General features: G+C 38.2%; 21 protein-coding genes and 1 pseudogene. 16 read left to right on the top strand and 6 right to left on the bottom strand.

Going from position 1 to position 19607, the window contains the following annotated elements:
• The first annotated feature begins 6 nt into the window (after nucleotides 1-6).
• Nucleotides 7-582 (top strand): energy-coupled thiamine transporter ThiT, encoded by a 576-nt coding sequence (gene thiT, locus FC84_RS00880; protein WP_057753936.1) that lies wholly within the window; start codon nucleotides 7-9, stop codon nucleotides 580-582.
• 70 nt (nucleotides 583-652) lie between these two features.
• Here thiT and FC84_RS00875 read toward each other — a convergent pair whose 3' ends face one another.
• The 4 genes and pseudogenes from FC84_RS00875 to FC84_RS00860 form a co-directional block, all read right to left on the bottom strand.
• On the bottom strand, nucleotides 653-1390 hold the full coding sequence (locus FC84_RS00875; RefSeq protein WP_151425825.1) for a sulfite exporter TauE/SafE family protein: 738 nt from the start codon (nucleotides 1388-1390) through the stop codon (nucleotides 653-655).
• Nucleotides 1391-1558: 168 nt separating this feature from the next.
• Nucleotides 1559-2545, bottom strand: a pseudogene (locus tag FC84_RS00870) (choloylglycine hydrolase family protein).
• A 286-nt stretch (nucleotides 2546-2831) separates the two neighbouring features.
• Complete coding sequence (locus tag FC84_RS00865; protein ID WP_057753930.1) at nucleotides 2832-3119, bottom strand: DUF1827 family protein; 288 nt, start codon at nucleotides 3117-3119, stop codon at nucleotides 2832-2834.
• A 168-nt stretch (nucleotides 3120-3287) separates the two neighbouring features.
• Nucleotides 3288-5513 (bottom strand): ATP-dependent Clp protease ATP-binding subunit, encoded by a 2226-nt coding sequence (locus FC84_RS00860; protein WP_057753928.1) that lies wholly within the window; start codon nucleotides 5511-5513, stop codon nucleotides 3288-3290.
• 251 nt (nucleotides 5514-5764) lie between these two features.
• On the opposite strand from FC84_RS00860, the gene FC84_RS00855 reads away from it, so the two are divergent.
• The 12 genes from FC84_RS00855 to FC84_RS00800 all read left to right on the top strand — a co-directional run bounded on the left by FC84_RS00855 (nucleotide 5765) and on the right by FC84_RS00800 (nucleotide 16197).
• Nucleotides 5765-5950 (top strand): hypothetical protein, encoded by a 186-nt coding sequence (locus FC84_RS00855; protein WP_057753925.1) that lies wholly within the window; start codon nucleotides 5765-5767, stop codon nucleotides 5948-5950.
• A gap of 176 nt (nucleotides 5951-6126) precedes the next feature.
• A complete protein-coding gene (locus FC84_RS00850) occupies nucleotides 6127-6393 on the top strand; it encodes a phosphocarrier protein HPr (RefSeq protein WP_057753923.1) in 267 nt (88 codons plus the stop codon).
• On the top strand, nucleotides 6393-8114 hold the full coding sequence (gene ptsP, locus FC84_RS00845; protein ID WP_057753921.1) for a phosphoenolpyruvate--protein phosphotransferase: 1722 nt from the start codon (nucleotides 6393-6395) through the stop codon (nucleotides 8112-8114). Before FC84_RS00850 ends, ptsP begins: the two co-directional genes overlap by 1 nt.
• 160 nt (nucleotides 8115-8274) lie before the next feature.
• Nucleotides 8275-9114 (top strand): peptide-methionine (S)-S-oxide reductase MsrA, encoded by an 840-nt coding sequence (msrA, locus tag FC84_RS00840; RefSeq protein ID WP_057753918.1) that lies wholly within the window; start codon nucleotides 8275-8277, stop codon nucleotides 9112-9114.
• Nucleotides 9115-9260: 146 nt separating this feature from the next.
• Nucleotides 9261-10052, top strand: coding sequence for an ABC transporter ATP-binding protein (locus tag FC84_RS00835; protein ID WP_057753916.1), 792 nt, complete (start codon nucleotides 9261-9263; stop codon nucleotides 10050-10052).
• A complete protein-coding gene (locus FC84_RS00830; RefSeq protein ID WP_057753913.1) occupies nucleotides 10049-11035 on the top strand; it encodes a FecCD family ABC transporter permease in 987 nt (328 codons plus the stop codon). Before FC84_RS00835 ends, FC84_RS00830 begins: the two co-directional genes overlap by 4 nt.
• Nucleotides 11028-12020, top strand: coding sequence for a FecCD family ABC transporter permease (locus FC84_RS00825; protein WP_057753910.1), 993 nt, complete (start codon nucleotides 11028-11030; stop codon nucleotides 12018-12020). The genes FC84_RS00830 and FC84_RS00825 overlap by 8 nt, the downstream gene beginning before the upstream one ends.
• Before the next feature lie 16 nt (nucleotides 12021-12036).
• Nucleotides 12037-12999, top strand: a complete 963-nt coding sequence (locus tag FC84_RS00820; RefSeq protein ID WP_057753907.1) for an ABC transporter substrate-binding protein — start codon at nucleotides 12037-12039, stop codon at nucleotides 12997-12999.
• Nucleotides 13000-13290: 291 nt separating this feature from the next.
• Complete coding sequence (locus tag FC84_RS00815) at nucleotides 13291-14031, top strand: amino acid ABC transporter ATP-binding protein (RefSeq protein ID WP_151425826.1); 741 nt, start codon at nucleotides 13291-13293, stop codon at nucleotides 14029-14031.
• Nucleotides 14032-14041: 10 nt separating this feature from the next.
• Nucleotides 14042-14875 (top strand): transporter substrate-binding domain-containing protein, encoded by an 834-nt coding sequence (locus FC84_RS00810; RefSeq protein WP_057753904.1) that lies wholly within the window; start codon nucleotides 14042-14044, stop codon nucleotides 14873-14875.
• Entirely contained in the window at nucleotides 14872-15525 is a 654-nt protein-coding gene (locus FC84_RS00805; RefSeq protein WP_057753901.1) for an amino acid ABC transporter permease, read from the top strand. The genes FC84_RS00810 and FC84_RS00805 overlap by 4 nt, the downstream gene beginning before the upstream one ends.
• Nucleotides 15526-15540: 15 nt before the next feature.
• Nucleotides 15541-16197 carry an amino acid ABC transporter permease gene (locus FC84_RS00800; protein ID WP_057753898.1) on the top strand — a complete coding sequence of 219 codons (657 nt, stop codon included), beginning with the start codon at nucleotides 15541-15543 and terminating at the stop codon, nucleotides 16195-16197.
• A gap of 54 nt (nucleotides 16198-16251) precedes the next feature.
• Here the strand turns inward: FC84_RS00800 and FC84_RS00795 are convergent, their stop codons facing one another.
• On the bottom strand, nucleotides 16252-16494 hold the full coding sequence (locus FC84_RS00795; protein WP_057753895.1) for a hypothetical protein: 243 nt from the start codon (nucleotides 16492-16494) through the stop codon (nucleotides 16252-16254).
• Between the two features lie 314 nt (nucleotides 16495-16808).
• Here FC84_RS00795 and FC84_RS00790 point away from each other — a divergent pair, with 314 nt between their 5' ends.
• From FC84_RS00790 to FC84_RS00780, 3 genes are read left to right on the top strand one after another with little or no spacing between them, the layout of a single operon-like run.
• Nucleotides 16809-17180, top strand: coding sequence for a GntR family transcriptional regulator (locus tag FC84_RS00790; protein ID WP_057753892.1), 372 nt, complete (start codon nucleotides 16809-16811; stop codon nucleotides 17178-17180).
• Nucleotides 17173-18033 (top strand): ATP-binding cassette domain-containing protein, encoded by an 861-nt coding sequence (locus FC84_RS00785; RefSeq protein ID WP_057753890.1) that lies wholly within the window; start codon nucleotides 17173-17175, stop codon nucleotides 18031-18033. The genes FC84_RS00790 and FC84_RS00785 overlap by 8 nt, the downstream gene beginning before the upstream one ends.
• 1 nt (nucleotide 18034) lies before the next feature.
• A complete protein-coding gene (locus FC84_RS00780) occupies nucleotides 18035-18796 on the top strand; it encodes a hypothetical protein (RefSeq protein ID WP_057753887.1) in 762 nt (253 codons plus the stop codon).
• A 63-nt stretch (nucleotides 18797-18859) separates the two neighbouring features.
• Here the strand turns inward: FC84_RS00780 and FC84_RS00775 are convergent, their stop codons facing one another.
• A complete protein-coding gene (locus FC84_RS00775; RefSeq protein ID WP_057753883.1) occupies nucleotides 18860-19576 on the bottom strand; it encodes a CBS domain-containing protein in 717 nt (238 codons plus the stop codon).
• Nucleotides 19577-19607 lie beyond the last annotated feature (31 nt).

Here is a 19607-nt window from a genome sequence, read left to right as displayed (position 1 = left end):
TTTTTTATGCAAAGAGAAAATCAGTTACGCGTTTTAGTTGAAGGAGCCATTTTTGCTGGTTTAGCGATGGCTTTGGAATATGTTCCTCATGATTTAGGCGTTTCGTCAGTACAACTTAGCTATGGGCTAATTCCTTTAGGTGTTTATAGTTTACGTCGTGGACCAGTGCCAGGAATGTTAGCCGGCTTAGTTTGGGGTTTATTGGATATGTGGCTACGTGGTAGTGGCAGTTTGTTAAATCCAGTCCAAATCATTTTGGAATATCCAGTAGCTTTTGGTGTGGTTGGGTTAATTGGGATTACTGCACCTTATGTCCGGCAACATTTACGAGCTGGTAATATTAAGCAAGCTGTTGCTGGCGCAGTTAGCGGTTTTATCATTGGCGATTTTTTGAAATATTTATGCCATTACTTTGCCGGCGTCTTCTTTTGGGGATCGTACGCACCAAAGGGCCAATCAGCTTGGCTTTATTCGCTTATTATTAATGGCGGTAGCTTTATCGCCAATCTCATCATGGGCGTGATCGTGTTTGCGCTGCTAGTTAGAGTCACGCCGCAATTATTTACACGTAATCTAGAATAGAATGATTGCACAAGAAAAAGCGATTAGGACAATCATGTCCTAATCGCTTTTTAGCGTTAAAACGGAAAAATTAATAAGCTTGAATAAATAAACTAATGGCTAAAATAATTGCACCGATACCAATCAGTAATTTAAGTAGTCGTGTTGGTGTGTGACGAACGATGATTGGCCCAATGTATCCGCCAATTAAAAAACCTATGGCTAGAGGAATAATCCAATGCCATAATAAACGAGTGTGTAGGCCATAAATAATGGCTGAAATAACATTGGCAATGGCAAAGATGACATTTTTTTCAGCATTGTATTTAGCAAAAGGTTCATTACTAATAATTCCTAATAAGGCCAGCATTAAAACGCCAGCTGCCGCACCAAAGTAACCAGAATAGACACCGACTAAAAAGACGCCGATCAAGGCCAATACCTTGGTTATTACACTCACTTTTTTATTAGGACGTTTTGTGTAGGGAACAAGTTCTGCAAAAGCACCGAATAAAATAAAGAAAGGCACGATTTTTTCAAAATCACTTTCGGGAATGGCAAAAAGCAACAATGCGCCAACAACACAGCCTAATAGTGTAATCGGGAGAAAGGTTAGTAACTCTTTATGAGCACCACGCAATTCTTTTTGGGAAGAAATCGTTGCACCAACACCTGAAAAAATCAAAGCGATGGTATTAGTAACATTTGCCATAATTGGCGGCAAGCCTAGGGCCAATAAGGAAGGATAGGCAACTAATGAAGCTAAGCCCGCGACGGCGTTACAAATACCTGCCAAAATACCAACAATAATTAAAATTAAGCTTAACAACCCAACATCAACCTCTACAATCTCATTTTAGTTCTAGTATACTGTTTTTTTAAAAACTGTAAATCGCTGAACTTGAAGGTAGCGGCTGATCTTTAGACTAATTGATGCCCATAGATAACTTAAAAATTAAGCTATTCAGATTGAGATTATTATCAAGATATTTCTTACTTAGTTTAATACAACGCTTGTTTGTGCTTGGGGCAGTTCAAAACTTTGAGGTTGAGTTTCTTGTAATAACGCCTCGGTAAGCTTAACTTCATAAAGATTTTGATCTTGGTAGGGTTGAATATAATAAGTGTGCGTACTTAGATTGTAATAAGCTCGATATTGCGTATATTCAACAACACCATTGGCCATCACTTTGACACCTTTAACAATGTCGACGTTATTTAAAAGATGAATCATAGCATTCAAAGTGGCTTGATCATTTTCTTGCTGAACGGTGTAGTTGCGTAAGAAACTTGCACGCACGAAACGCGAAGGTGAAGAATAATCACCAGGCGAGCCTAATGCACCTGAGCCGGGACCAAAATCTTTAACTTTTAGATCACCATATTACCGCTGTTGGTGAGGTTCTGGCTGTAAGTGGTTATAATTGCTCAGATTTTTCAGATGCCATTCAAATTCTGGTGAGTTTGTCATCACACCAACTGAATTTTCTAATAATTTTAAACCATCGGCACGGGCTTCTAACACAACGCAATGCCCTGTTTGATCAGTGATAATCCAGTGAAGGGGCACAACGATTTGCAATAGTTGATTTTTAACACCAACGATATTTAAGCGTGGTAATTGCTCAACTAAATCATTAATATTACGACAATTACCAAGAATCCAGTTCAAGACCTCATGTGAGGCTAAGTTAACTTGACCAGGAGCGGTATTTTTACTCGTTTGATAAACTGATTCATTAAAGTATAGCGCTGCACCGCTAAGGCCGTGTTCGTTAACACCGTCAACAAGAATATATTCGCCAATATTGCGTCCAGTTCCTAAGAAACCGTATTGAGCGGTATAAGTATGACCTAGATCACTGTTGAATTGGTAATGACGGGGAATATAAGTTGGTCTGCCTTGTAATTCAAAATCGAAATCCATAGTTCGAGCTAAAAAATAGTGTCCTTGACTAGAAGCCAAAGTTAAACTTGTACACATTGATTTGCCTCCTGAAAAATTGAAGTAGTAAGGGCGTGTTAAAGTGAGATCTACGACTAAGCCGAAATCTGTCAAAATTTGATTCTGCTTGGCCTTAGATACGATATTTTATGGCCGTCAGCTAAATTAGGTCGCCTCGATTGTAGCACTGTTAACTTGGCAAGCTAATCGTATTTTCAGCCAAAAAATAGCTTTAAAAAAGTCCAAAAATGACTCTTTTAAAGCTAACGTTCAAATCAAAGTGGGGTTAAGAATAATTGGGCACTATTAAAAATTGAGTTTAAAGTTATTGAGCAATAGGTAAGTTAATAGAAACTTCAGCTAAGTGATGACCATGGATAACTTCAAGTTGGTCTGAATTTAAATGGGTTAATGACTCAACGACAAAGTTAACTTCATCATCACGAATGTTGCGATGATCGCTCTTTAATAGAATTTCCTCATGAGTAGGTGCCTTAGTATGAAGTACGGTAACATTGCCTAATGAGTAGACCTTAACTAAGTTGGCATCAGTTCCAGCCAGTTGATGATGGACAAGATCGCGAAAATTGTTAGTAACGTCAAAAAGCCGCATCTAATCACTCCTATAAATATTATTTATCTTAATTATAAAGTAAATTTGTTAAGCACACCATTGATAAGACTCAAACGATTACATAACGTGTTGACACAGTTAATCAGAATTTTAAGTATAAAAAAATCCCCACAAATTTATTGTGGGGATCAAGAACGGTTAAGTTAATTAATCAGTCGTTTTGGCATCAACAGTGGCATCTGCTTGGTCGGTTCGAGCAGCGGTAATTTTAATTTCACCATTTTCAATACGCGCTTCTAATTGTTTATCTTTAGGATGATCGAGATAGAAGTCAGCCACGCGATCTTCAATTTGCTCCTGAATAACTCGGCGAAGTGGTCGAGCGCCCATCTTAGGATCGTAGCCTAGTTCGACTAATTTTTCCTTAACGGGTTCAGTGACATGAATGGTCAAACCTTTATCAGCAATCATATTGTTAGTGTCAACAACCATTAAATCAACAATCTTAGTTAAGTCTTGTTTAGACAAAGCACTAAATTCAACAATATCGTCAAAACGGTTTAAGAATTCTGGCTTGAAGAAGTTAGTTAATTTACCGACAACTGAGTGGGTTGCACCACTAGCAGCGGCACCAAAACCAACACTTGCTTCGATATCGCCTTGGCCAGCGTTAGAGGTCATGATAATGATCGTATCCTTGAAGGAGACAGTTCGACCTTGTGAATCGGTTAGGCGACCATCATCTAAGATTTGCAAGAACATGTGCATCACGTCAGGATGAGCCTTTTCAATTTCGTCAAGCAAGATCAAGCTGTAAGGATTACGACGAACTTTTTCGGTTAGTTGGCCAGCTTCTTCATAGCCAACGTAGCCTGGGGGCGAACCAATTAGCTTAGACACGCTGTGTTTCTCCATGTATTCACTCATATCAAAGCGAATCATAGCATCTTCGGAACCAAATAATTCCAGGGCTAATTGCTTAGCTAACTCTGTTTTACCAACACCAGTGGGGCCAACGAAGAGGAAGGATCCGATTGGGCGACCAGATTTGTTAAAGCCGATTCGATTACGGCGAATTGCTTTAGCGACTGTATCAACCGCTTGGTCTTGACCAATTACGTGTTGACGTAAGTCACTCGCTAAGTTCTTAAGTTGAGCTTGTTCTTGTTCACGCAAGTCACCGACAGGAATATTGGTCTTTTCTTCAACAATCTTTTCCATGTCTTTTTCAGTAACCACTGCATGGTCACCGTCAGCATCAGCTTGATTGTTTTTCATCTTATTAAGTTTTTCGATTTGATCACGGAAGTAAGCAGCACGTTCATAATCTTCTTGCTGCAATGCCTCTTGCTTTTGTGATTCAGCAGATTGAATCTTTTCTTCAATCAACTTCGGATCAACATTGGTCAAGGTCAAATTCTTCTTAGAACCAGCTTCATCAAGTAAATCAATCGCCTTATCAGGTAAGAAACGATCTTGAATATAGCGGGCAGATAATTTCGCAGCCGCATCAATAGCATCATCGGTGTATTTAACATGGTGGTAGTCTTCATAACGTGGCTGTAAGCCATGCAAAATTTTGACCGTTTCTTCAATGGTTGGTTCATCCACTGTTACTGGTTGTAACCGACGAGCTAAGGCTGAGTCCTTTTCAATCGTGCGGTATTCGTTGAGGGTCGTTGCCCCAACTAATTGCACATCACCACGCGCAAGGGCAGGCTTTAAGACGTTACCTGCATCCATACCGCCTTCAGCGTTACCGGCACCAACAATTTCATGAATTTCATCAATGAAGAGGATGATATTGGTGTTTTTCTTTAATTCTTGAATTAATTGTTGCATGCGCTGTTCGAATTGTCCGCGGACACCAGTACCTTGGACTAAGGAAACAACATCTAAACGGACAACTTCTTTATTTTGTAGCTTAGTTGGCACATTACCGTCAGCAATTTTTTGGGCCAAGCCCTCAACTACGGCTGTTTTACCAACACCAGCTTCCCCGATTAAAACAGGGTTGTTCTTAGTACGACGATTTAAGATTTCAATGACACGGGCGATTTCCTTATCGCGACCAATAACGGGATCAATTTTCCCTTGACGTGCTTGATCAGTCAGGTTGACACCATATTGAGCAAGAATACCATTGCCACGACGACCGCCACGGCCACCTTGGCTTTGTGGTTGCTGGGCATTTTGAGCCTGTTGGAATTGGTTGGCATCATTAGGATTTTGTCCGCCCATGGCACGGAAGATATCATCTAAGTTAGAAAAACCGAATGGATCTTGTGACATACTTGGTTCACTTCCTTGAGCAACTTGATTTTTAAGTTTTTGATAACAGTTCTGACAAAGATCGATCTCACGACGTTGACCATTCACAGTGGTATATAAATGGATCGTCGCTTCGTTCTGTTGACAATTTTGACAAAGCATTTTATGCATCACGCCTTTCAGATCTGCTTTTATCATCAATAATTATCAGAAATAGTTTGACCATTTCTGACCTATGTTGATATTATAGCTTTAGCACTCTTTATGTGCAAGTGCTAAGACTCGGAAAAATTAATTTACTGGACAAGCCTATGGCAACGTGTTTAAATAGTTAAGTTAACGGATACAAGCATTCTTTTGCTGTCGTTATTTCAATTTAATTTTCTAACATTACTTATAGGAAGGCAAAAATTATGACTGAAAAATATCAACAAGCATTAAATGATCTGCTAAGTGGTCAAGTTAATGAGCTTGTGATTGCACCAGAAGAATTTAATGAATTCCGCAAAGTTTGGGAACAATTACCACAGCGCAAAGAAATTGTCGGAAGTGCACAGCGTAATGGTACAGTTATTTATCATTTATCTGAAAGCGTTTAACTTCAATTGCTATAGGAAAATACAACGCTTTATTTAACGAAAATTCTTGTAGTATTGTTCAAAAAATGTTAGCATTTAAGTTGAAGTAAACAGACACCACAAAGGGACTGTTTCCTGGTTTAGTTTTTTAAACTAAACCCCAAAATTTTTTTACATCACAAAGGAGTTCATTTATTATGGAAAAACGCGATTTTCATATTGTTGCTGAAACTGGTATCCACGCACGTCCAGCAACTTTGTTAGTTCAATCAGCAAGCAAGTTCAACTCTGATATCAACCTTGAATATAAAGGTAAATCAGTTAACTTGAAGTCAATCATGGGCGTTATGTCTTTAGGTGTTGGCCAAGGCGCAGATGTTACTATTTCTGCTGAAGGTACTGACGAAGCTGATGCTATCAACGCTATCGTTGATACAATGAAGAAAGAAGGACTTACTGAATAATGACTAAGACCTTGAAAGGGATTGCGGCTAGTGACGGCATTGCAATTGCCAAAGCCTATCTCCTTGTTCAACCCGATTTGTCATTTTCAAAGTCTGTAATTGATGATGTAACAAAAGAGACTGATCGTTTGCAAAGCGCCATCGATAAATCTCACGACGAGTTACAACAAATTCGTGATAGTGCTGCTAAATCCCTGGGCGAAGAAGAAGCTCAAGTTTTTGATGCACATATGATGATTTTGGCAGATCCAGAATTTACTGGTGCCGTTAAAACAAAGATTGCCGATGAAAAGGTTAATGCTGAAGCCGCTTTGGACGAAGTATCAACAACTTTCATTGGCATGTTTGAAGCAATGACGGACAATCCTTATATGCAAGAACGTGCCGCTGATATTCGCGACGTCACGAAGCGTATGATGGCTCATTTGTTAGGCGTTGAATTACCTAACCCTGCTTTGATCCATGAGGAAGTTATCATTGTTGCACATGATCTGACGCCTAGTGATACTGCTCAGTTGAATAAAAAATACGTAAAAGCCTTTGTTACTGATATTGGTGGTCGTACTGCCCATTCTGCAATTATGGCACGGACTCTTGAAATCCCTGCTATTGTTGGCGCAGAGAGTGTGACAACTGATATCACTGCTGGTCAAGAAGTGATTGTTGACGGTAACAATGGTGATATTGTAATCGAACCAAGTGCTGAAGAAGTAACAGAATATCAAGAAGCCGCTAAAGCTTACGCAACACAAAAAGCTGAATGGCAAAAATTGAAGAATTCCGCTACGGAAACAGCAAATGGTGTTCACTTCGAATTGGCTGCTAATATCGGCACACCTAAAGACTTACAAGGTGTATTAGATAATGGTGCTGAAGCTGTTGGTTTGTATCGGACTGAATTCTTATATATGGATTCAGCTGAATTACCATCAGAAGATGATCAATTCGAAGCTTACAAGGCTGTTCTTGAAGGAATGAATGGTAAACCAGTTGTCGTTCGGACAATGGATATTGGTGGGGACAAACACTTACCATATTTACCACTTCCAGAAGAAATGAACCCATTCTTAGGCTATCGTGCTATCCGAATTAGTTTGGATCGTCAAGATATCTTTAGAACTCAGTTGCGTGCTTTGTTGCGTGCATCTGCATTCGGTCGTTTGCGGATTATGTTCCCGATGATCGCAACCTTGCAAGAATTCCGTCAGGCTAAGGGCGTTCTTGAAGAAGAAAAAGCTAAATTAGTTGCTGATGGCGTAAAAGTTGGCGATATCGAAGTTGGTATCATGATCGAAATCCCTGCTGCTGCAGTGTTGGCTGATCAATTTGCTAAGGAAGTTGATTTCTTTAGTATTGGTACTAACGACTTGATCCAATATACAATGGCTGCCGATCGTGGTAACGAGCATGTTTCTTATCTCTACCAACCATATAATCCTTCAATCCTGCGCCTAGTTAAGCATGTGATTGATTCTGCTCATGCAGAAGGCAAATGGGCTGGTATGTGTGGCGAAGCTGCTGGTGACCCAATCATGGTACCAATGTTAGTTGGTCTTGGTTTAGATGAATTCTCAATGAGTGCTACTTCAATTTTGAAAGTTCGTTCATTAATGAAGAATTTAAACACTGAAGATATGAAACAACTTGCTGAAAAAGCAATTAATGTTTCTTTAACAAACGACGATAACATCAAGTTAGTAAAAGAAAACGTTAAATATTAATCAACTAAAAGGGTAGCGTAACGAATTTTCGTTACGCTATTTTTGTGTCTTTAAAAATAGTTGAACCAAATAATTTAAACAGAAAACTAGTTTGAGTGACTAAAAGTGCAATTAACTGCGAAAGCCGTCATAATAAACTTAACAAGGTAAGGTGAGTGACTTGAAGCTAACAACGACAGAAGTGATTACAACGCTCTACAATTTAATTTTAAATAAAGCAACCCGCACTTGGGAACGTGAGCAGTTAATGACCACTAAAAAGGCGCTTGAACAAGAAAATGATCTGGCAGTTGAGTCAGCTAAACTGGAAGCTGTATTACGGCCCTTAGCGGTACGTCATAATCTAACGCCAGATGTGGCCGATTTTTATGCGCAATTAACAAATCAGCCGCAAGAATCATTTGATCTAAGTCGTTTTTATCAAGTGGATCAACCTTATGAAGAGCGGGCAATTTTTGCGGGCGGTTGTTTTTGGTGTATGGTAGAACCTTTTGAAACACGTCCAGGTATTATTATGGTGGTTTCTGGTTATACTGGCGGCACGGTTGTTGACCCGACTTATGATCAAGTTGCCACGCAAACAACAGGACATGTTGAGGCCGTTGAAATTATTTTTGATAACCGCGTGGTGAATTATGCTGACTTAGTGGCAATTTTTTGGCAAATTACGGACCCTACAGATGCTGGTGGTCAGATTAATGACCGTGGTCAACAGTATCGACCCGTTATTTTTGTACAAAATCAAAAGCAACGCCAAATTGCAGAAGATTCTAAAGAAAGATTAATTGCGTCTAAACGTTATCAGAAGCCTATTGTCACAACAATTGAAGCTGCAACAACTTTTTGGCCAGCAGAAAATTATCATCAGCAGTTTTATAAGAAGAATCGCCAACGCTACCAAAGAATCGAAAATGCACGTCGTCAGTATTTAGCCTTGCAACATTTACGCAGTAAGTTTCGTCTAGTTTGGCAACGATTAGGACGACATTTTAAAAAATAAGCCTAAATTAATTTAGGCTTATTTTTTATTCCTGCAACTTATTAAAAATAAGGTTTATTGCATTTTGGAATAATGCTATGATTAATTATTGGAATAATTAATCATATTTGTTTCAACAGTGGAATTAGGACATGGAAGGTTTTTAGATGAATGTTATTGTTGGCAAAAATTTAACGATTGGTTATGGTAAAAAAACAATTGTTGACAATCAAAGTTTAACAATTGCCGCTGGTCAAATTACGGGGTTAATTGGGCCTAATGGCAGTGGCAAGTCCACGTTGTTAAAGGCACTTTGTGGTATTAATCCGCTAAAAAATGGTACGGTTTTGATTAATCAACAGCCACTAACTGCCATGGCTAATAAACAACGGGCCAAAACGATTGCTTATTTAGCGCAAACGCCAATTGTTCCCGGTGATTTAACAGTCTTAAATCTAGTTAAAATGGGGCGCTATGCGTTTTATCGTGGCTTAATGAATCGAGATGAACAAGGGAAAGCTGAAGTTCAGCAGGCCATGGCTGCGGCTAAAGTTGACCATTTGGCAAATCGACGAATTGATTCATTATCTGGTGGTCAACGTCAACGCGCTTTTATTGCCATGACATTAGCGCATAACAGTCCCATTATCATGCTGGATGAACCAACGACTTATCTTGATTTAACCCATCAATTAGGTATTTTGAACCTATTGAAAGAATTGAATCTAACGCAACAAAAAACTGTCGTCATTGTTTTGCACGATTTAAACCAAGCGGCCCAATATTGCGATCAACTAATCTGTATGCAGCACGGAACAATTATGAAAACCGGTACACCTAAGGAAGTATTGACTGCGCCGTTATTAGCCAATATTTTTCAAGTCAAAGCGGATATTACGTATCATTCAGAACGGCAGTATCCACAGTTACAGGATTATGAAACGCTGGTGCAATCATGAAAGTTTCTAAATTATGGTGGTTAAATACACTGCTATTGCTCTTATTGCTGTTCTTATTTGTCTTAAATATGGCTGGTGGTGTGATTTGGTATTCGCCTCGTCTATTGTGGCAATCTGATCACACGTTAGCCCAGCAAATTATGCGGACGATTCGACTACCGCGTGCATTAGCAGCGATGATAGTTGGTGCGTTACTGGCCTTAAGTGGACAATTAATGCAGACGCTTTCTAAAAATCCAATTGCAGATCCGTCAATTTTAGGGGTCAATGCGGGGGCAATGTTGGCGTTAATGTTGGGTTCAGTGGCCGGATTTAGTTTGTCAATTACTAATACAATCTGGTTAAGTGTGGTCGGCGCTACCTTAGCTTTTCTAGTTGTCTTAGCGCTAGCCATGACCCGACAAGGCTTAGATCCATTGCGCTTTATTTTAGGCGGTACGGTTTTTTCTGGTTTTATTAGTTGTTTAGCTTATGCGCTAAGTGTATTAACTAATACGACGATGCAATTCCGTAACTTATTAGTGGGTGGTTTTAGTAATACTAATTTTAAGCAGGTTAGTTTTTTAGCTGTGGGCTTGCTGATTGTCTTATTGATCAGTTTGTTTAATCGCAAAGGGTTCACGCTGATGGTATTTGATGATGCAACGGCACGTTCACTAGGCGCGCAACCTGGTGTAACACGCTTTATTGGTGCCATCGTTATTGTCATTAGTGCAGGTTTCAGTGTAGCGGTTGCTGGCAACGTGGGTTTTATTGGCTTAGGTATTCCGGCAATCATTCATTATTTACATCCAGATTCGTTGGAACGTAACATTATGCCTAACTTGCTCTTAGGTGCTAGTTTCATGCTACTCATTGACTTACTGGCTAAAACTTTGGCTGCACCCACAGAATTACCATTGGCTGCTTTAAGTGCTATTTGTGGTGGTGTCTTTTTATTCATCATCATCGCTCGAGGAAGCCAGGTGACTGCTCATGAGTAAGCAGCGGATTGTTAGCAGTTTAGTTAGCTGTGTCTTAATACTAGTGCTTTTAGGTGTTGCCTTGTTGGCACTTGGTGAGATTCGGCTTGACTTTATTAGTACCTTGTTAAGTTTGATCGGGCAGTCAACGGATCAAATGACGAATTTAGTTGTTTGGCAGATTCGGATGCCTTATCTAGGAGCAGCATTAATTACTGGCAGTTGCTTAGCTATTAGTGGTTTAATTTTACAAACATTAACTGAAAATCCGTTAGTTGATTCTAGTATCTTAGGAATTAATGCTGGTGCTAGTTTAGGGGCAGTCATTCTAATTGGCCTCGCTAGCCAAAGTAAAACCTTGAATGTGGATAACTGGTTGCCAAGAGCTGCCTTAATTGGTGCGTTGCTAAGTTTTATTGTGGTCAGTGTAGTGAGTCGTCACGGTGCAAAAATGCAAATTTTATTAAGTGGTGTTGCTTTAACGGCATTACTAAACGGTATTATTTTGATGATTGAATTAAGTTTAAATAAATTTGATTTTGAAAAAATTTTAGTCTGGTTAAGTGGCAGTTTTTGGAATACCGATCGTGATTTCTTATTGACCTATGGGGTGCTAACCGTCGTTTTATTATTGCTAACTTGGAGTGTCCATACCGAATTAGAAACGTTTCTTTTGGGACCAGCAATGGCGAGAAGCATTGGCGTTAATGTTGCAAAAATGCGCTATTTATTATTAGCATTAGCCGTTGGCCTAGCAGCTATTGCGGTTTCAGTTGGTGGTGCTATTAGTATTGTTGGCTTGATGGCACCGCGGATGGCTAAAAGACTAGTTGGCAGTCAAATGCGCGTTTTAGTGCCGGTTAGTTGTTGTCTTGGTTGCATTATTATGGTGCTGTCTACGTTAGTTGCTAATAATTTATTCTTACCATCTGTTTTGCCAGTGGGCTTAGTCACTGGGGTGATTACCATGCCCTATTTCTTATATTTATTATTTAAATCAAACTAAAGGGAATGAATGAGTAATGAAGAAACAAGTATTGTTAAGTATTGGTGTCTTAATGTTGAGTTTGGTACTTGCTGGTTGTGGTAAAACGACTACCACTAAAAAAGCTACCAGTAATCAAGCAACGCGAACTAGAACGATTACGGCTGATAATGGTAAAGTTAAAGTGCCACTTCATCCTAAACGCGTTGTTTCAACTGTTTACACGGGTGAAGTCATGTCCTTAGGCGTTAAAGTTGTCGGATCGACAAGTATGGATTTGGCTAATCCCTTTTTAAAGAAGGACACTGTTAAGAACGTCAAGAATTTGGGCAATGCCTTGAATGTTGAGTCCGTTTTAAAATTAAAACCTGATTTAATTATTACAAGCAATGAAGCTGATGTTAAGGCCTTAAAGAAGATTGCACCAGTTGTTTATTTGAAATATGGCACTGCAGATAATGTTTATCAAACATTGACTAAGTTTGGTAAAATTTTAAATCGCTCGGCACAAGCTAAAAAAGTGGCAGCAGATTTAAAAGCCACTGGCACTAAAAACGTGGCCAAATTAAAGGCTGCAGGTATTAATCCTAGTACGACAACTGTTGGCTTTTATGAAATGCAAAATAATAAGTTATACGTTCAAGGCTCTAGCTGGGGACGTGGTGGTGAGGCGGCTGTTAATGGCTTAGGGTTTAAACTGCCCGCATCAATTAACAAGATTCAAGAAGGAATTGGTTATAAGCAGATTTCAACGGAATCATTACCACAATATGCGGCTGATTGGCTGTTATTTACCAGCTTTAGTACAACCAAAAAAGGTAATGCGCAAGTTGTTAGTGATTTAAAGCATAATGCAGTTTGGCAAGAATTGCCGGCAGTTAAAGCCAAAAAAGTAATTGAGTTACCATTTAATAAGATGTACTATTACGACCCAGTCGCAGTTAAGGGCCAAATTAACTTAATTACTGAGGCAATGTTAAAAGCAACTCCAGCAAAATAAGTGATCCGAATACTAATCAAAAGCCGAGGCGCAATGTCCCGACTTTTTTGTTAATTTAATTGGTAAATTAGTTGCAAAATTTTTTAATTAAACTTTTTTAAAAGTGGCTAATACCACATAAAATGTTAATTTAACGCTAATTCTTTTATTTAAAAAATACGAATAATAACTGTTATTATTGGTTATAGGTTCGGATACATGTTCGTAAACTTGCACTCAGAGTTATTTTACCGTAATATAATAAATAGATTATTTATGAAAACTTTTTATACGAATAAGGGGGGTCTTATAATGTCAATGATTGAATTTCATGACGTTAATAAGTACTACGGTAAGTTTCATGCGCTAAAAAATATCAATTTAACTGTTGAACGTGGTGAAGTGGTTTCTATCATTGGGCCTTCCGGATCTGGTAAGAGTACTTTATTACGAACAATTAATGGACTTGAACATATCTCTTCTGGACAATTATTAGTTGATAATTTTGATTTGGCCGATGCTAAGACAGATATGAATAAAATCCGCAAAAACGTGGGCATGGTTTTCCAACATTTTAATTTATATGCCAATAAAACCATTATGGAAAATATCACGCTTGGGCCAATTCGAGTCTTAAAAGTTTCTAAGGCAGAAGCAGAAGAACGTGCTAATAAGTTATTAGGCTTAGTTGGCTTACAAGATCAAGCTAATAAATTACCTAGCATGCTTTCTGGTGGTCAAAAACAACGAATTGCCATTGCTCGTGCGCTAGCGATGAAACCTAAGGCTATTTTATTTGATGAACCAACCTCCGCGCTTGATCCAGAAATGATTGGCGATGTGTTGGATGTTATGAAGAAAGTTGCAGATCAAGGCATGACCATGATTGTAGTTACCCATGAAATGGGCTTTGCTAAAGAAGTAGGTGATCGTTTGGTCTTTATGGCTGACGGTGAAATTCGTGAAGAATCAAATCATCCTAAAGAATTCTTCCAAAACCCTCAAGACCCACGAGCTAAAGAATTCTTAAGCAAGATTATTCATGCAGACTAGGAGGCGCGCGATGAGAAATAAGCAGAGAGTTTGGACGAAACTTTGGCTGCTGCTTCCTTTATTGAGCTTAATGATTATCTTAACTGGCTGTGGTAAAAACATTGCTCAAGAAGACGTCATGCAGCGCGTCGATAAGACAAACGAGATCACTTGGGGCGTTAAGAGTGATACGCGTCTTTTCGGTTTAATGAATATTAAAACAGGTAAAATCGAAGGTTTCGATGTGGATATTGCCAAGGCCATTTCTAAAGAGATCTTTGGTAAAGATGTCAAAGTTAACTTCGTACCAGTAACCAGTAACACACGCTTGCCATTATTAAAAAATGGTAACGTTGATGGTTTGGTCTCAACGATGACAATTACACCAGAACGTCAAAAAGAAATTGATTTTTCAGATGTTTATTTTAACGCCGGTCAAGCGATTATTGTTAAAAAAGGTAGCGCAATTAAATCAGTTAAAGACTTAACTAAGGGCACCAAAGTTATTGGGATTCAAGGATCAAATTCCGTCGATAATATCAAAAAAGCAGCTCCAGATACCCGAGTGTTACAATTATCAGATGCTGCCCAAGCATTTACCGCTTTGAAATCTGGTCAAGGTGATGCGATGACTAGTGATAATGGGATTTTATATGGCTTGGTTTCAGATGATCCTAATTATCGAGTTGTTGGCGGTACTTTCACTAGTGAACCTTACGGTATCGGTATTAACAAGGGGCAAAAGAAGTTTTTAACAGCGATTAATCAGGCTTTAAAAGATATTCAAAAAGATGGCACCTATCAAAAGATTACAGACAAATGGTTCGGTAATATTTCCGGCTTTGATGGGAGTGTGAGCAAATGATCTCAATCTTAACAAATAATTGGTCATCATTGATGGAAGGTGTTAAGTACACCATTGAATCAAGTTTAATCGCCTTAATTGGGAGTTTAATTTTAGGGGTAATTTTTGCCATGTTAGAAATCAGCCCTAACAAAACGGTTCACATCATTGGCCGAACTTATGTGGAAATTTTTAGAAATATTCCACTATTGGTTGTAGCAATGTTCTTCTACATTGTGATGCCGCAATTTATTCCCGGACTTGATGGCTTCACTGCGGGAACAATTGGCTTAACAATCTATACTTCTGCTTTTATTGCTGAAACAGTTCGCGCTGGTATTGAGAGTGTGGATGTTGGTCAGATGGAAGCTGCTCGTAGTAATGGAATGACTTATTTACAATCGATGCGCTTTATCGTGTTACCACAAGCCATTAAAATTGTGGTGCCACCACTAGGTAATCAGTTTGTTAACTTAGTTAAAAATTCATCAGTTTTAGCATTTTTAGCTGGGTTTGATTTGATGTATCAAGGTAATTTAATTGCTTCGACAACGTTTAAAACAACAGATACTTATTTAGCAGTGGGCTTGCTGTATTTAATTATGACCATGCCATTGAGCTATTTAATGCGTTATCTTGAGAAGCGTTGGTCTAAGAACCCTCAAGCCTAGAAAGGAGAAAGTGCGATGCAAAATTTTATTCAAGCTTATAGTTGGATCAACCTGCGCTTTCTTTTGGAAGGTTTGTGGGTGACCATTTATGTTTCAGCAATTTCAGTCGTCTTAAGTTTTATTATTGGTTCAGTTTTAGGAATCATTCGCTACATGAAGATTAAATATGTTTCGATGATTGTTGGTTTCATTATCGATATCATTCGTAATCTACCATTACTGTTGATTATTTTCTTTATGTATTTCGGCTTGCCAAGTACTTTTGGTATTCGTTTAAATACTGTTGGTGCGGCAATTGTGGCGTTAACGATTTTTGAATCGGCAATGTTGGCAGAGATTATTCGTAGTGGGATTCAATCGATCGATGTTGGTCAAATGGAGGCTGCACGTAGTAACGGATTAACGTATTTACAAGCATTATGGCATGTTATTTTGCCACAAGCTTTCCGCAATATGGTGCCACCAATTGTCAGTCAATTCGTTTCGTTAGTTAAGGATTCATCATTAGCGACGATTATCTTACTGCCTGAGTTAATGTATCATTCGCAGATTATTTACGGTCAAAATACCAACTATATGATTCCGATGTTTATTGCGATGGCTGCGTTGTATTTTATTATCTGTTTCTTATTGTCGCAGTTATCTAAACATCTCGCTAAACAATTGAATTAAAAGTACTATTAGCCTGATAAAAAGGCCACAACGATTTTAGTCGCTGTGGCCTTTTTACATGGATTGGTTTAAAAAATTTGCAATGTTACGCGATAATTTGGGGTTATCAATGCAACAAGTCATTATTACTTGATAATAACAACGGTTCTCAATATCGTGTAAAAAGCCGCGTTCATATGATGTGGGCAGATTGTGTAGTACGACTTGTTGAATAAAATCCCCATAATGTTCAATTAATTGCCCTAACGCTTTTTCATCGTGATGACGTAATGCCGTAATCACTGTTTGCTCATCCATCCACTCCACCTTCTTCTTGTTGCAAATACTAAATGTTACCTTAATAATAGTCGTTCAATAGCTATTGTGTCCTACACCTTATATTACGTGAATGATTGCTAAAAGTTGACATGATTATAAAAGAAATTTCAAATTCCCGATTATGCAAAAAAACGACATAGTTGAAGAATAAACCAATCAATTAGAGGAATAGTGGCTTTTACGTAAGTGCGGAGAAGTATTTGCCAAAATATTATCAGTTGACAAAAATGGATCTTGGTTATATGGTTAGTTACATGAGTAGTTAACCTAGTGCAAGCGATGAGGTGAGACATTTGCATTTTGATTTTAGTAGTGCAGAACCTATCTATCAACAAGTTGCTGATCAAATTGAAGAAGCTATTTTTGCAGGAGCGTTTGTAGAAGGAACCCAGATTCCATCTACAACAGAAATCTCTCGGGAATTTAAGATTAATCCTGCAACAGTTTTAAAGGGCATGAATATCTTAGTTGAGCAACAATTAATTGAAAAGAGACGAGGATTGGGGATGTTCGTCATGAGCGGCGCACAAAATAAAATTATTGCAAAACGCAAGGCTTCATTTTATGAAGATTACGTCAAATCATTAATTATTGAATCAAAAAAATTAGGCTTATCAAGGTCAGATCTACAAGGATTAATCGAAAAGGGGTATCGTCATGAGTGAGCTGATTGTGAAACACATTCAGAAAAAATATCGTCGTCATCAAGTGCTTAAAAATATTAGTTTCACGTTAGAGCCCGAAAAAATTTATGGACTCTTAGGTCGAAATGGCGTTGGCAAAAGTACCTTACTACGGATCATTAATAATCGTACTTTCGCTGACAGTGGTGAAGTAATTCTTGATGGGCAATCAGTTGTGGATAACGAAGCAGTTCAACGACGTTTTTATTTAATGAGTGATGCTGATTTTTATCCTTCAGGAATGAAAGCTAAACAAGCTTTTCAATGGTTAAGTCAGTTGTATGGCACTTTTGATTGGACTTATAGTGAACATTTAGTTGCAGCGTTTGGACTTGATGTTAATCAGAAGATCGCTAAACTTTCAACGGGTTATTTAACAATTTTTAAGTTAATTGTGGCATTATGTTTGCCGGTTGAGTTTATTTTCCTTGATGAACCAGTGCTGGGATTAGACGCTAATAATCGTGAATTATTCTATTCAGAATTATTGAGCACTTATGAAGATCGACCGCGAACTTTTGTGATTGTAACCCACCTAATTGAAGAAATTGCACATTTAATCGAACACGTACTGATTATTGATGAAGGAGTTGTCACTAAGGACTGCGACGTTACTTTATTAATGAATCAGGCGCATGTCATTTCTGGACCACAAACGGCTGTCCGTGACTTCACTCAAGGACTGCGGGTTTTAGCGCGTAAACATTTAGGTGAAATTGAAATGGCTTATGTGTTGGGTGAATTACCACGTGATACACGGACGAGTACCGTTTCAATTCAGCAAATGTCGTTGCAAGAATTATTTGTTTATTTAACAGATAAGGTTGGTGAATAGAATGTTAAAAACAAGTTGGCGATATCATTGGCGCCGTTTATTTCTAGAAAGTATTATTTATACCCTTGGATTTATGGCATTATCATTGTCAATTGACTTAATTACCCGAGTCACGCCGCTTAACTTTAATCTTTTTGATGCTGATGCGGCTAAAACGGCTATTTTAATTGTTTATTGGTTAGAGTTAATTGTCTTGACTAAAGAAGACACGATTTTCTTGTTGCAGTCTGGATTATCGCGTAAGCATAATTGGTCGTTGCAATGGCTCTCGACTCTCTTGAGTGCCATCTTACTGGGTAGTCTCATGGCTGGATTTTTACAACTAACAGCAGTAGGTCAAGCAAAAATCCAGGCTTTTACGCGATTATTAGGCGCATATCAGTCGAATTTTAATCAATCCTGGCAGTTTTCCGGTTATTTATTTTTAATTGCAGTTATTTTAATCTGGCTCAGTTTATTACCGGGTTTTATTATTGGTTTATTGATTACTAAAATGAATCGAATGTTGGCTTTTACTTTAGTTTATGGAAGTGTCATCGTCTTAATTATTTTAATAACTAGTAGTGTTAGTTTCACCTATTTTAGAGTTAGTGCTGTTGCTCAAGCTAATATTCTCGCTTTTTTATACGGTTTAATTGGATATTCTCCAGCAGGAATGCAAGCGTGGCCGCTAGTTGTTAGTTTATTAATCTTTGCACTTATCTTAAGTGGCATAAGCTATCTAATTGCACGAAACTTACAAGTTAAAGTTCCCAAAAGTTAATGGGACGATGATAAAAACGGCTAGAACATGAGATTGTTCTAGCCGTTTTATTCTTTATTAAGTTTATAGATTGTCGATAATCTTAGGTAAATCCAAAGGCGTAATAATCCCAGTGATATCTTCTGGTTGATCTACGTGATTATCGCGTGCCATCAACAGGATAAATGATGATTTACCTTCTTCAATTTTGCGTGTGAAGATTTCGTCAATATCATAAATAGAAGTCGTTTCATTGACGATCATGAAGGAATCTTTGCGCTTATCAATTGCCAGAATTTGGGCAATTTGAACTGATTTAATGGAAACTAAATCTTCTTGTAAACGGCTGGCCATAAATTTGGTAATGCCATTATCAGTGACGACGCCGACTAAACGATCTTCAGAAAAAACGGGAAACTTTGTATAACCATATTGATTAACTGCTTGCAGCACTTTAGGCAAAGGATCCGTTAGTTTAAAAGAAATAACTTTTGAAGTGAAAAAGTCCTTAATTTTTTTGGCTTCACGAATTTTAATCGTAATTGTTTGAACTTTTTCAATTAACGCATCACTAGGTGTGGCGATTTCGCCTTCTTTAAGAAGCCCGTTATGCACTAAGATATTACGGAAATTCCGTAGAAAATCTAATTGCTCATAATGTGCTGTAATTAGCTTGTCGTGAGTTTGACTCGCAATTCGCAGTAGCGAACCAAGATTATTTTTAGCATCAACTTTGAGACGATGCTGAAGAGCATGTTCCAATTCATTGTAAGCTTGTAGGAAACGTTGATAATTATCCATCAGATTTGCTCCTTGACATTTAATTTCTTAG

This window comes from Lapidilactobacillus dextrinicus DSM 20335, from assembly GCF_001436095.1.
Classification (GTDB): domain Bacteria; phylum Bacillota; class Bacilli; order Lactobacillales; family Lactobacillaceae; genus Lapidilactobacillus; species Lapidilactobacillus dextrinicus.
Note: the sequence above shows the minus strand (reverse complement) of the source record. Positions and strands in the feature narration are given on the sequence as shown.